Below are 12,881 nucleotides of genomic sequence, written 5' to 3' on the forward strand. Positions count from 1 at the left end.
TCACCGTTTCCAGTGGCTATTCCGCAGATCTGGGCACGTTCCCACGCGTTACTAACCCGTCCGCCGCTCACCCGAAGGTGCGCTCGACTTGCATGTGTTAGGCCTGCCGCCAGCGTTCGTTCTGAGCCAGGATCAAACTCTCAAGTTGAAATGCTCTTACAAGCATATCCTTGACGTTCGAACCTCTGCACATTTTTGAATGTCCTACCGCTTTCGCCACTTGAGGACGGGCCTCGCATAGCACGGCTTCGAACCCGGCTAGGAACTCGAAACGAACATTCATATTTCTCTGTCTGTTTGTGCTTGGTTTCAAAAGAAACCGAAGCCGAACAAGACAGTGAAGCTGACACTCTATCATCGAAACCCTAAGGCCTCTAAGAGCGCGATATGTACAGACGTTGATCCATCGAAATGAACCAAACCGCCCACATATCTCTTCAGTCATCCAACAATGTCAAAGAGCAACACCTTCAACGCCGACCTCCAGAGGTCAAAAACAGGACCGTAACGCCAATCTCTCAGCGCACCGCCTGCCATACATCAAAGATGCCCCAGTCTCTCCTGAGCGTCTGCAGTCTTTCCTGCCGTCACGATCGTCTTTCCGACCCGTCATCACCGTCTCTCCGATGTGTCCGCCTTGCGGCCAGTGCAGCGTCGCCGCCGCGCCCCGTAGCGCCTCAGCGCCGCCGGTGAAGGGGGTTCTAAGGTTATACCCCAATAGCCGCAAGCGGTTTTTGCACAAAAACGCAAACTTTCTTCCAAAAACCTAGAAAAACAAAGATCTACAGCCCAACCCCGTTCGTCAAACGCGCTAAAAAACTACCATCCCTCCCATCGCAAACAGCGCCAATGCAGACAGACCCCCACTTACCCACAGGGAGACCCAACTTACCCACAGGCGGACAGTGGAATCATTGAAAAGAATCCCGGCAAAACCTCCATGTGCCGCCTTATCAAATAGGGCAGCGCGTCCTGCGCTGCCCTAAAGACCAAGACAACCGGCCCAGCCCGGAAGGAGGCAAGGCCAAGTTTGAAACACTATCCCTTGCTAATCGGGGGCAAAGGATGCTTTTCCGCAGTAACGTTCACATCAAAAGGATCGATCGATACAGATTTGATGACCGCATAGCAGGCTGTTCCCTGTACCAGGGCAAGTGCTTGTGCAGACCGCTTTGTGACCCGTGCCAAAAGATCCCCGGCCGGCGTCTTCAGCTTCAGAAGGACAGCAGGCCCATCGCCTGCCCGGACGGACTGGATCTGGGCGGGCACAATATTCAGAGTCGATAGACCCTCCGGTCGCGACAGTGCAATCACCACATCATGGGCCGCCACACGCAGCCTCAGCTGTGCGCCAATGCGCCCGCTCACCTTTGGAACAAAAAGCGTTTGGCCACCTGCCACCAATTCGGTCAAACCATCCTCGTGATGAGACACCACCGCAGCACGGATCAACGCGCCCGCACCGCGGATGCCCACTGGCGTCACATCTGCATCCGCCAGCACATCGTCTGCAGGACCCGTTCGCAGAATTTTGCCGCGTTCGAGCACAACAATGGTTGTTGCCAGCCTGGCCACTTCGTCCGGCGAGTGACTGACATAGAGTATCGGAATTTGCAGCTCATCACGCATTCGTTCGAAATAGGGCAGGATCTCCGCTTTGCGCGGGTCATCCAGCGCCGACAGCGGCTCGTCCGCCAGAAGAACCTCGGGTCCGGAGAGCAACGCCCGGCCAATCGCAACGCGTTGCTTTTCACCGCCCGACAATTGGCCCGGAAAGCGGTCCAACAACGCATCAAGGCCGAGCATGTGTACGATCTTGTCGAAACCTTCAAATCGCGTGTGCCGTGGCGCAAACCGCTGACCGTATTTCAAGTTCTGACGCACATTCAAATGCGGAAACAAAAGCCCGTCCTGAAACACATAGCCCACGCGCCGCTTGTGTGGCGGTATGTTGACGCCCCGCTGACGATCAAAGACCACGCGCCCACCCAGAGCAATTCGACCCTGATCCGGCGGAAGCAGCCCTGCAACACTTTTGATAACGGTCGACTTGCCGGACCCCGATCGGCCAAACAACACCGTCACCCCAGCTGGCGCCGCAAAGGAAGCATCCAGATCAAAGGCCCCTTGGCGATGACGAAGCTCGACCTCAAACACCACGGTTAAATCCCTCGCCCCCGATCTTGCGCGCGACCCGGCGCGCCAGAAACTCCGAACAGAAGAGCGCGAACAATGCAACGCTGGTGGACATCACAACAAGACGCATCGCGGGCGCTTCGCCTCCGGGGACCTGCAAAGCCGCATAAATCGCTGAAGGCAAGGTTTGGGTTTCGCCCGGAATATTGGCCACAAACGTGATGGTCGCACCGAATTCCCCCATGGCTTTTGCAAAACACAGGAGCACTCCCGTGATTATGCCCGGCAGAATGAGAGGCAGCGTGACAGTCAGGAAAACCCACATCCGCGATGCGCCCAGTGTCGCTGCAGCCTGTTCCAACCGCTGATCTACCGACTCGATCGACAGACGAAGGGCCCGCACAAGCAGCGGAAAGCCCATGATCCCGGCCGCAAGAGCAGCCCCCTGCCATCTAAAGGCCACCCCCAATCCAACCGCCTCAAGCAGGCGACCGGCAAAACCCAAGGGGCCAAACACAACCAGCAAAATATACCCTGTGACAACGGGCGGCAAAATGAGTGGAAGATGGACCAGACCATTGAGGAGCTGTTTGCCCGGAAAACTGCGGCGCGCCAGAACGAATGCAACAAGCAAACCAATTGGAAACGCACAAAGCGTGGCCCAGAAAGCCACCTTCAGCGACAGGCTCACCGCCAGCATCTCTGTCTCACTGAGCCAGCTCACTGGACATCCTCGAGGACAGTAAAACCGTGGGCAACAAAGACACTGGCTGCGATGGGGCCCTTCAAAAAGGCCAGGAAGTCTTCGGCCTGAGCATTGTTGCGACCTGAAATCATCGCCGCAGGGTATCGTATAGGCGAATGGGATCCCTCCGGAAAGCGACCAACCACATGCACCCGTTGTTCTGCTAGTGCATCGGTTTCGTAGACGACCGCATATTTCACCGCGCCCGTCGCAGCAAACGACAAGGCACTGCGCACATTGTCCGATTGCACGATGTTTTGCGCAACGGCGTCCCACACACCAACGGCCTGCAGGGCTTCTTTGGCGTAGATACCAGCCGGAACAGCGTTGACCTGCGCCAGCACCAATTTGTTTCCAAGGAGTCGGTCTGGCAAGCTGGCCCATTCTTCAATTGGCACCTGATCGCGTCCAGAGACCAACACAAGGCCATTGCCCAGAAGCGGCGTCTGACTGTCTGAAACAAGTTTGCCCTTGCGGTCCAGATCGTCCATCCAAAGCTGATTTGCAGAAATGAACAAATCTGCAGGTGCACCCAGACCGATCTGGCGCGCCATTGTGGCCGAGCTTCCGTAAGAAATACGAATGTCGGTCGCTGTAGCGTAGACATCCACGACCTCTTCAAGGACACCCTTCAAACTCGCGGCCGCAAAAACCTTTACCTCCGCCATCAATCGGGTCGGCACAAAGGCGCAAACACTTAGGGCCATCAATAGTGTTTTCAGGTAGGGCGGCACGCGATCATCCAATCTTCGTCAAGACTAGAACTATTTAAGCGCCGAACGGGCTTTGTACCAGCAAGCGGTGTACGGTCCGTGAGAAAAATGGAAAAGCGCCGACCAATTGGCCGACGCTTTGTGTGCTACATTTCGAACATTTCGCCACGTTCCCGCAGGCGATCACGTAGTTTTTGCAATGTGACCGAAGACGTTGCTCGGTCGATATCCGTGATATCTGTCGTCGTCACTTGCTCTCGCAGATTATCGAAAAAGATCGACAACCCGCCAAGCGTTTGCCAGATCAGATCGAAATCCTGTAATTTCTTGATCTCTTCACTGGTCGGCCGGGACTGGCGCTCGATGATATCAAGCACAGAGTCCTCAAGGACACGCACTTGCGCCTGCAACTGGCGCATTTCGCGGGCCGAATTGGCATATACAGTATCAAGCGGTTTTGTGTGTCCCTCTGCCATGTTTTACAGACGCCCCACCACTTGCTCGATGGCTTGCTGCATGGACGCTACTGTAAACGGCTTGCGAATGATGTTGTTCAGACCAAGTTTGCGACCAGTATCGATCATTTCCTGTGTCGGTTTTCCGGTCACAAGAATAAAGCCCACGCGCTGTGTCGATTGGTTCGAACGCAGCGCCTGCAACAGGCCCAGGCCATCCATGCCCGGCATGTTATAGTCCGACAGCACCAGGTGAACTGGCGTCTGCATCAGTTTTTGGTATGCGCCCTGGCCACTGCTGTCGACCATGTAGTTTTTGATGCCAAGCTCATCAAGACATTGCGTCAGGATGCCTCGGCTAGTCGACATGTCGTCAACAACCATCACACGCAGAGAATCTTTCAAGCCCATTTTTTAGTTCCTTGTTTGGCTACCCACATCTGCAGGACTGCTTCAGTTGGGAGAATTGACATAAGTGGTGATACCGGCCGGTGTCAGGAATTGAGAAGCAGGTCCTGACATTCGCTCTGAATGGCCGATGAAGAGGTAACCACCTGGGTTAAGCACACGCTGGAAGGCCTGCCACACTTTCTGCTGGGTCGGATTATCGAAATAGATCGCGACATTTCGGCAAAAGATGGCATCAAATTTCCCATTGAAAGGAAACGGCTGGATCAGGTTCAAAACACCGAAAGTACACTTCGCACGCAGATGCTGTGGAACACGGGCCATATCAGGACGCGACCCGGGCTCCAGATTGAAGCGACTTTGTTTCGGAACCCCGTCGAAATCTTCGCGCGGGTATTCAGCGGCTTGCGCCTTTTGAACCACCACCGGATCGATATCAGTCCCAAGAATTTTGATATCCATCTTTTCCGCATCAGGGCACAGATCGTGCAGCACCGATGCAATGGTGTAAGGCTCCTGCCCAATGGAACATCCTGCAGACCAGATCCGCACCCGCCCCCCGCGTTTTGCCTGAGCAATCAGCGGCGGCAAAACATCATTGCGCAGGGTTTCAAAGTGATGCGGTTCCCGGAAGAACTGCGTCACATTGGTGGTCAGAAGAGACAGCAGTTCGCTGCGCTCAGCTTCCGCGTTGGGTCCGTCCAAGCTCTTGAGGTAGTCCTTGAACACCGTGATGTTCTGCTTGCGCAATTTTCTGGACAGGCGGGACGACACCAGAGGCTTCTTACTGGAGGACATCGCCAAACCAAAGTGCTTGTAGGCGAAAGACGCAATGGCCTCAAAATCCTGATCAGACAGGGTAAAGCCATCGCCCCTTGGGTCTATGTTAGGCGATATTGTCACTTAGATAACCTGTTCCGGTGCGGAAATAACTGCATCAAGGTTGATGATACGAACCATGGTGTCATCGTGACTGATGATCCCTTGGATGTACTCCATGGTGCTGCGACTATCGACCTGCGGTGTTTCCTGGATCTCTTCCGGGTTAATGGAAATGATCTCGGATACGGATTCGGCCAGAAGGCCAACCGGCTTGCCATGCACGGCTACGACGATCACGACATTCCGTTCACTTGCTTCGGTCTGCTGCAGGCCGAAACGCGCGGACAGGTCATAAATCGGGATAACTGCGCCCCGCAGGTTCATCACACCCAGCACATCGGCAGGCGCATGCGGCAGGATCGTGACCGGCGACCATCGACGGATTTCCCGGATTTGCGTGATCTTCAGACAGAACGCTTGACCTGCGACCGTGAAGCTCACGAATTCGCTCTGCAGCGCGTGTTTGACCTCCTGGTCAGGCATGTTGACTTCAGCTTGCGATTGCATTGCTCATTCTCCGCTCTGTGTCAAAGCCGGCAGTTCCGCCAGCCGAGATAATGCTTTCAGGATCAAGGATCATGGCGATCTTACCGTCCCCCAAGATTGTCGCAGCTGCGACACCGGGGATGTTTCCGCAAACGCCATCAAGGCTCTTGATCACCACTTGGCGTTGGTCGTGGATATCATCCACTGCCAGCGCGCTGCGCTGACCTGTCTCGGTTTCCACGAGAAGATAGACACCCGGCGGTTGGTCATCCGGCTTCATCAGCCCCAAAGCCCCTGCGACATCGCAGATTGGGACAAAATTGCCGCGAATGGACAACAGGGTTCCATCGGCACCCAAGCTGTTAATCATGTCATCGCTGCCCCGCATTGTCTCCACAATGGAGGTAATGGGCACAACCATGGTCTGACCGCCAACCGACACAACCATTCCATCCATGACAGCCAGTGTCAGAGGCAGAATAATTGTAAACGTGGAGCCTTTGCCCGGTGTGGAGGTAATGCTGATACGACCACCCAGTCCGGTCACCGCATTCTTCACCACATCCATACCCACGCCACGACCAGAGAGGTTGGAAACCTCCTTCGCAGTGGAGAAACCAGGCAAGAACAGAAGGTTGTCGATTTCGCTGTCTGTGAGCTCAGCGTTTTCAGGAATAAGCCCCTTCTCGATCGCGATCTGTTTGACTTTGGGTCGGTTGATACCGGCGCCATCATCCTTGATCTCGATACAAACGCTGCCAGAGCGATGCGATGCAGACAGTCGGATTTCGCCCACGCGCGATTTCCCGGCTGCCTCGCGATCTTCTGGCTTTTCAAGACCATGGTCGACCGCATTTCGCAGAATGTGGGTCAACGGATCCGACAGCCGTTCGATCACTGTTTTATCAACTTCGGTGTTTTCACCTTCGTTGATCAGCTTTGCTTGCTTTTCGGTCGCCGAAGAGGCTTCGCGAACAATCCGAGCCATGCGCTGGAACAGCGGCTTTACCGGCTGCGCACGAATGGCCATAACACCTTCTTGGATGTCACGCGCGAGGTTTTTGAACCCTTCGAGTTCCGTTTCCACGTCCCGCATATCACCCGCATTCAGGTTCGCGATTTGCTGCGCCAACATCGAATGGTTGATGATCAGCTCGCCGACCGCGTTGATCAACCGGTCCACCCGCTCAAGCTCAACACGCAGGGTCGGCTTTGGTCCGCGTTGCTCCTTTTTGGCGGCTTCGGGACTTGCTGCTTCGGCCTGTTCAACCGGTTCTGCTTCTGCCACCTTCACCTCCTCTGCGGGGGCCGGCGCCTCAAAAGGGCCGGATGTATCCGTTTCTGGTGCCTCCGCCGGAGCCGCCGCAGGAGGGGTGACCTCCGGAAGACCGGAACCAAGCGGACCTGCGTCTGCTCCGAAAGCGGCATTAAGCGCTTCCAGGGCCGCAGCCTCTTCCTCATCATCTTTGTCCGACGCGATGGACAGCTCGCACAGCCCTTCGACGAATTCGAACACAGCCTCGACACGCGACTGGGGCTCACTGGACGTCAGCTCCAGATCCCAGGCCAAATAGCTTTCGGCCATGTCCATCGAGTCAAAACCAGGCAGCTCGCTTTCATCGAGCACAACTTTCAAATCACCCAGTTCACTCAGTGCCTGGAAAAGAAAGAAAGGTTCGTTGCCGGTGCCAAACATCTCTTTCAGCGGCTGAAACCGGATCGTGTAGTTCTTCTCCGATTCAATCGCCAAAGGAGGCGGAGCAGCAGGACCACCAAGGCCCATCGGCTCGAATGTGAGTTCTTCTTCTTCCTCGTCGAGGTATTCCTCCAGACCCGCGATCAGCGTGTCGTGGTGTTCCTCGTCCGTGCTGCCACCGTCGCGGGCGACAGCAACCAGATCGGCAAGGTGGTCAGAGCAGCGCAGCAGCAGCTGGATCAGTTTTGTATCCAGCTGAACTTTGTTGGAACGCACTTCATCAAAGACTGTTTCAAACTTGTGGGCAAAGCCCACCAGTTCGTCCAATCCAAATGCTCCCGCGCCACCCTTAATGGAGTGAACTGCGCGGAAAACCGCGTTCACAATTTCAGGATCGTGATCGCCTCCTTCGACAGCGGTCAGACCCTCGTCCATTGCTTCAAGGAGCTCTTCGCACTCCTCAAAGAATGTATCTTGGATAGACCCAGACATCTTAGGCGACGGCCCCCGTTACACGTTTCAGAGCAAAGATCAGAGACTGATCGTCAAACGGCTTGGTGATCCAGCCGGTCGCACCTGCATCACGGGCACGTGCTTTCATCTCGGGTGCGCTTTCGGTGGTCAGAACCAGGATCGGAACCTTGGAATTGATGTCCGTGCCACGCAGCTCTTCAATGACGCCAAACCCATCGAGGTTCGGCATATTGATGTCGGTGATTACGACATCCGGGGCAACGCCCGCATACATATCAACACCTTCGCGGCCATCAACGGCGCAGTGGTATTCAAATCCGGCTTCTTCAAGAGTAGCCGCCAGCAGATTCCGGATGGTGCGGGAATCGTCGATTGCCAGAACTTTGGTTTTCATGCTGTTTCCTCGTCTTCAAATCGGGAGGGTTCCAAGCCCAGGAGAGTGAGGGACTTGCGGCAGCCCTCATTGATATTGGTGACCGAGAAACCCAAACCCTCGGAACGCCATTGTTGTTCAGCGCCCAGCAGGAGCTGCAGGCAGCGGGACGGCAAGACCGTCACATTGCCGCAATCAATTTCGACCGCCTTCTCACGGGAAGAGGTCAAGAAAGCGATCAGTGGGTCTAGATCCGCGAAGGCATTGGGTAGGTCGAGATTATGCTTCAGCGTTTCAGTGGACATTTTCGCGATTCGCACCCCCGTATTCGGCGATTGGATTGGACTTCGATGGGAAAAGTCTTAGGCGCCGGGACTTAACATTTGATTTCCGCACGCAACTCGAATGGAAAAGTCGTGCCGATAAACGCGCTCACAGGGAAGCTTTTCAAAAGGAGGCTGCGGGGTGGCATTCGCATATATGCCTGTCGGGCGTTCTCAACTGACGGTCGCCACCCGTGATGGCCCTGTGCACTCCTGCTGATTCAGGTCCCATTTTGCAGAAGGCAGCTGCCCCAAAGCGTCGCCGCAAGCGCCCCGAAAAATCTGTTATATCATTGAACTATTTATGTGTTTTTCGAAAACATCGAACCGACGAGACAAAGCCCTGCGACAGGGCTCCACGCCCAGTCCGAAAATTCAGTTTCCAAGCAACCAACTGTTTGTCGCAGCGAAAGGTGTAACGCGCCCAAGGTCACGACTGAGGTCGGCTCAGGGTCCACAAAGACAGCGCTCGCGATTGTCACCCTAACGGCCACAAACATTGGCTGGAATTTTTTTTCGCCGCTCAAGCTGCCGCGAGGGAGGACAGCAATAGCCGAATCCGTCCATTGCGGCGCCAACCGATTCCGAAAATCTTGGACTCGCGCAGCACGTCACACCTATTGCCGCTTTGGCCAGCATTTGCGGCTCGAATCCTCCGCCTAGAACTCTGGACCGCAAGGGGGCCAGAGTCTTGGCGGCCGGTTTGGTCCCGCGCGCCCAAGCCACGTTAGGAAAGGGACGCTGAGGTTTCTGCTTGGAGGCCCAGTTTTTCAAACAGAATGGCATCACTGTCTTCTTCCGGATTTTCAGCCGTAAGAAGCGTGTCGCCAACAAACACAGAGTTTGCGCCGGCAAAAAAGCACATGGCCTGTAGTTCAGTGCTCATCTCGCTTCGGCCCGCAGACAGACGCACATATGACTTTGGCATCAAGATGCGCGCTGTGGCGATTGCGCGGACAAACTCGATGGGATCAATGGGGCGCGCGTCTGCCAATGGCGTGCCCTCTTGCGGCATCAGCATATTAATTGGCACCGACTCTGGCGCAGGGCGCATATTGGCCAGCGTGACCAGCATGTCGACTCGATCCTGCGCAGCCTCCCCCATGCCAAGAATCCCGCCAGAACAGACTTTGATCCCTGCGTCCTGCACCCGGTTCATGGTATTTATGCGATCGGCAAAGGTCCGGGTTGTAATGACTTCGGAATAGTAGCGTTCAGAGGTATCGATGTTGTGGTTGTAGTAGTCCAACCCCGCATCCCGCAGACGCAGCACCTGAGAGTCGTCCAACATGCCCAGCGTCATGCAGGTTTCCATCCCCAGTGCACGCACACCTTCCACCATTGCTACAAGGGCATCCATGTCGCGGTCTTTGGGTTCCCGCCAGGCGGCTCCCATACAAAACCGCGTTGCACCGCCCTGTTTTGCCTTACGGGCCTCTGTAATGACGCGCTCCACTTCGATCAGTTTTGACGCTGACAATTGTGACCCATTGCGCGCCGACTGAGAGCAATAGGCGCAATCTTCCGCGCAGCCCCCCGTTTTGATCGACAGGAGTTTGGAGGTTTGCACCGTGTTGGGATCGAAGTTTCTGCGGTGCACGGTCTGCGCGCGAAACAACAGATCCATCAAGGGCGTTTCATATATCGCCTGTGCAGCGTCACGGGACCAGGAAGAAGCGGGATCTGACATGAATTTACGTACCTATCCGGTTTGAAATAAAAGGCACGTTCATAGATTATCTATGATTCCACAACTCGAAACTCTAAAAGTCCAAGAGCAAGTCCTGCTGAGGTCAAAAAGAGTCACAGCAAAATGGGGATGGTGCAGAATGCGCAGTGACCCACGCACTCTCTTGCTCCTACGAGCGCAGACGCTACAATCACCCATCCATGACATGAACTGATTGCCCGGACATCCTGTGACCAATTATGTGAATCTCGTCAAACTCTCTGTCGGATCGGAAAGCGTCGAAAGCTTGCAAGACTGGCAGAATGAATTCCGCATGCGGTTTGCCGATGGGCTGCCGCGCCACATAACCCGCATGTGGCCCAAGCGCGAAGCAGAGCTTCTGGCCGGTGGGTCGATCTATTGGGTGATCAAGGGCGAAATCCAGTGCCGCCAGAAAATCCTGGCCCTGCAGCCCGTCACCGATGACGCGGGCATTCGCCGCTGCGCCATTGCGCTGGATCGCAAAATCTATCGCACGCAAATTGCGCCCAGACGCCCGTTTCAAGGCTGGCGCTACCTCAAGCCCGAAGAAAGCCCGGCAGATCTGAGTGAAAATCGCGCATCAGAAACCCCGCTGCCAGAGGCCCTGGCCAAAGCGCTGTCTGACATAGGGATTTTGTAGTCCCCTACAATGTAAAAGCCCCGCAACACAAGTACGGGGCTTTCCGAGTTTCCTCTCAAATCGCTCAGGACACAATCTTGTCCCGCAGTTCTTTCAGTGTCGCCTTCTCCGCATCGGAATAAGGGGCAACACGGCTGCGCCACAACGTGGCTTGTGACTTCAGCACCAGACCATCGCCAAGGATTTTCAAGTGATTGGCCCGCAAGGTTTCGCCTGTGGAGGTGATGTCCGCCACCATTTCCGCGGTCTCGTTCTTGACCGTACCTTCGGTCGCGCCCTGGCTGTCCACCAGTTGATAATCCGCAACGCCCGCATCGGTCAGGAATTCGCGCACCAGACGGTGGTATTTGGTTGCCACCCGCAGGCGGTGCCCGTGTTCGGCACGGAATGCGGCGGCCACGGCATCCAGATCTTCCAGTGTTTCCACATCGACCCAGCAGGTCGGAACCGCCAGAATCAGATCCGCAAAGCCAAAGCCCATCTCGGCGACTTCTTCGACTTCCTGCTCCCAACGCGCCAGTTTTTCATGCACCAAATCAGTGCCCGTGACGCCAAGGTGAATGTTCCCAGCCGCCAGCTCGCGCGGGATTTCGCCTGCCGACAGCAGCACCAGCTCCACCCCATCGATGCCCTCAACCGCGCCTGCATATTCGCGTTCCGAACCGGTACGGCTCAGCTGCAGTCCCCGTTTAGCAAACCAGTCGAACGTCTTTTCCATCAGCCGCCCTTTGGACGGCACACCAAGCTTCAGGGTCATGCGTTTTCCTCCGCTTCGAGGGTGAGGATCAGGTCGGGACGGATCACACCACCCACGGCCGGGATCTCTCCCCCCTGCCCCAATTGGCGCGTCAGCGCGTCATAGCGACCACCAGTTGCCACGGGCGGCAGATCCGGGCGACGTTCGGCGTAAAAGCCAAAGACAAAACCGTCGTAATACTCCATCGAGGTGCGGCCGTATGAGGCCTCAAAATCAAGAGAGTCCACATCAATACCACGGGCGCGCAGCGCAGCGACGCGCGCTTGCAACCGGTCCAGTGCCGGCAGGATCGACGGCAGGTCCACCGCGATATCGCGCATCTGCTCAAGGGCAAACGGCAGCGTTTCGCGCACCGCCATCAGGGTTTCCAATGCGTTCAGCTCATTGTCCGCGATCGGCGCAGCTTCTGCATCCGCCTTCAGCGCGGCAATGCGCGCCTCGACTTCGGCGATCCGGCGTTTGCCGATCGCAGGCGCAGAGGTGTCAACCTCACCGGCGAGAAGGGCTTTGCGGCTTTCGGGCATCTCAACCCGGCCCGCAAAGCGATCCAGCAGCGCGCGGAACCGGCGCGGACGCCAGATATGACGTCGCAGCGCTGATTTGCGCATATCGGTCGTGGACAGACCATCCACCGCAGCCATCAGAATGCCAATGTCCCCAGTTGCCGCGCGCAGCGGCAGGCCACGCAGTTGCAGTTGGAACAGCGCAAAAACCTCGGCATCTGCCTCGGCGGCATCGGCGCGGTCAAAAACTTCGTAGCCGACCTGCACATATTCATTGGCGCGATCCGGGTCATGTTCCTGACGACGGAACACTTCGCCCGCATAGGTATAACGTGCGGGCTCTGCCCCGCCCGCCATGTGCTGCTGCACCACTGGCACGGTGAAGTCTGGGCGCAGCATCTGCTCACCACGCAGAGCGTCCGAGGTCACATAGGCGCGGGCACGGATGTCCTCGCCATAAAGATCCAGCAAGGTGCCAGCAGGCTGCAGCATCGGTGTTTCCACCACCTGCCCGCCGGCGATTTCGAACCGCTGGCGCAGCAGGGCCGCGCGTTCAATGGATTTGAAACTACTAGACAT

Annotated in this window: 14 protein-coding genes and 1 rRNA gene; 1 reads left to right on the top strand and 14 read right to left on the bottom strand. The window is 56.2% G+C overall.

What is annotated here, in order from left to right; genetic code table 11:
• The 12 genes from TRM7557_RS05810 to bioB form a co-directional block, all read right to left on the bottom strand.
• Positions 1-148, bottom strand: a 16S ribosomal RNA gene (locus TRM7557_RS05810); the annotation flags it as partial.
• Between the two features lie 890 nt (positions 149-1,038).
• Positions 1,039-2,157 carry a molybdenum ABC transporter ATP-binding protein gene (modC, locus tag TRM7557_RS05815; RefSeq protein WP_058289315.1) on the bottom strand — a complete coding sequence of 373 codons (1,119 nt, stop codon included), beginning with the start codon at positions 2,155-2,157 and terminating at the stop codon, positions 1,039-1,041.
• On the bottom strand, positions 2,150-2,860 hold the full coding sequence (gene modB, locus TRM7557_RS05820) for a molybdate ABC transporter permease subunit (protein WP_058289284.1): 711 nt from the start codon (positions 2,858-2,860) through the stop codon (positions 2,150-2,152). Before modB ends, modC begins: the two co-directional genes overlap by 8 nt.
• Positions 2,857-3,627 (bottom strand): molybdate ABC transporter substrate-binding protein, encoded by a 771-nt coding sequence (modA, locus tag TRM7557_RS05825; RefSeq protein WP_110590864.1) that lies wholly within the window; start codon positions 3,625-3,627, stop codon positions 2,857-2,859. Before modA ends, modB begins: the two co-directional genes overlap by 4 nt.
• A 113-nt stretch (positions 3,628-3,740) precedes the next feature.
• Complete coding sequence (locus TRM7557_RS05830; RefSeq protein ID WP_058289286.1) at positions 3,741-4,070, bottom strand: hypothetical protein; 330 nt, start codon at positions 4,068-4,070, stop codon at positions 3,741-3,743.
• Positions 4,071-4,073: 3 nt separating this feature from the next.
• Positions 4,074-4,460, bottom strand: coding sequence for a response regulator (locus TRM7557_RS05835; RefSeq protein ID WP_058289287.1), 387 nt, complete (start codon positions 4,458-4,460; stop codon positions 4,074-4,076).
• Between the two features lie 42 nt (positions 4,461-4,502).
• Positions 4,503-5,360, bottom strand: coding sequence for a CheR family methyltransferase (locus TRM7557_RS05840; protein ID WP_058289288.1), 858 nt, complete (start codon positions 5,358-5,360; stop codon positions 4,503-4,505).
• A complete protein-coding gene (locus tag TRM7557_RS05845) occupies positions 5,361-5,846 on the bottom strand; it encodes a chemotaxis protein CheW (protein ID WP_058289289.1) in 486 nt (161 codons plus the stop codon).
• The gene (locus tag TRM7557_RS05850; RefSeq protein WP_058289290.1) at positions 5,830-8,013 is read right to left on the bottom strand and encodes a chemotaxis protein CheA; all 2,184 of its coding nucleotides are present in this window, start codon (positions 8,011-8,013) and stop codon (positions 5,830-5,832) included. Before TRM7557_RS05850 ends, TRM7557_RS05845 begins: the two co-directional genes overlap by 17 nt.
• 1 nt (position 8,014) lies before the next feature.
• Positions 8,015-8,389, bottom strand: a complete 375-nt coding sequence (locus TRM7557_RS05855) for a response regulator (protein ID WP_058289291.1) — start codon at positions 8,387-8,389, stop codon at positions 8,015-8,017.
• Positions 8,386-8,673 (bottom strand): STAS domain-containing protein, encoded by a 288-nt coding sequence (locus TRM7557_RS05860; RefSeq protein WP_058289292.1) that lies wholly within the window; start codon positions 8,671-8,673, stop codon positions 8,386-8,388. The genes TRM7557_RS05855 and TRM7557_RS05860 overlap by 4 nt, the downstream gene beginning before the upstream one ends.
• Positions 8,674-9,418: 745 nt before the next feature.
• Positions 9,419-10,381: a biotin synthase BioB gene (gene bioB, locus TRM7557_RS05865; protein WP_058289293.1), complete on the bottom strand. Its 963-nt coding sequence runs from the start codon at positions 10,379-10,381 to the stop codon at positions 9,419-9,421.
• Positions 10,382-10,610: 229 nt separating this feature from the next.
• On the opposite strand from bioB, the gene TRM7557_RS05870 reads away from it, so the two are divergent.
• The gene (locus TRM7557_RS05870) at positions 10,611-11,042 is read left to right on the top strand and encodes a DUF1489 family protein (RefSeq protein WP_058289294.1); all 432 of its coding nucleotides are present in this window, start codon (positions 10,611-10,613) and stop codon (positions 11,040-11,042) included.
• Between the two features lie 64 nt (positions 11,043-11,106).
• On the opposite strand, the gene hisG is transcribed toward TRM7557_RS05870, so the two are convergent.
• Together hisG and TRM7557_RS05880 are read right to left on the bottom strand one after the other, a co-directional pair.
• A complete protein-coding gene (gene hisG / locus TRM7557_RS05875; protein ID WP_058289295.1) occupies positions 11,107-11,799 on the bottom strand; it encodes an ATP phosphoribosyltransferase in 693 nt (230 codons plus the stop codon).
• The gene (locus TRM7557_RS05880) at positions 11,796-12,881 is read right to left on the bottom strand and encodes an ATP phosphoribosyltransferase regulatory subunit (RefSeq protein ID WP_058289296.1); all 1,086 of its coding nucleotides are present in this window, start codon (positions 12,879-12,881) and stop codon (positions 11,796-11,798) included. Before TRM7557_RS05880 ends, hisG begins: the two co-directional genes overlap by 4 nt.

Origin of the sequence: Tritonibacter multivorans, assembly GCF_001458415.1 — a bacterium.
Classification (GTDB): Bacteria; Pseudomonadota; Alphaproteobacteria; order Rhodobacterales; family Rhodobacteraceae; genus Epibacterium; species Epibacterium multivorans.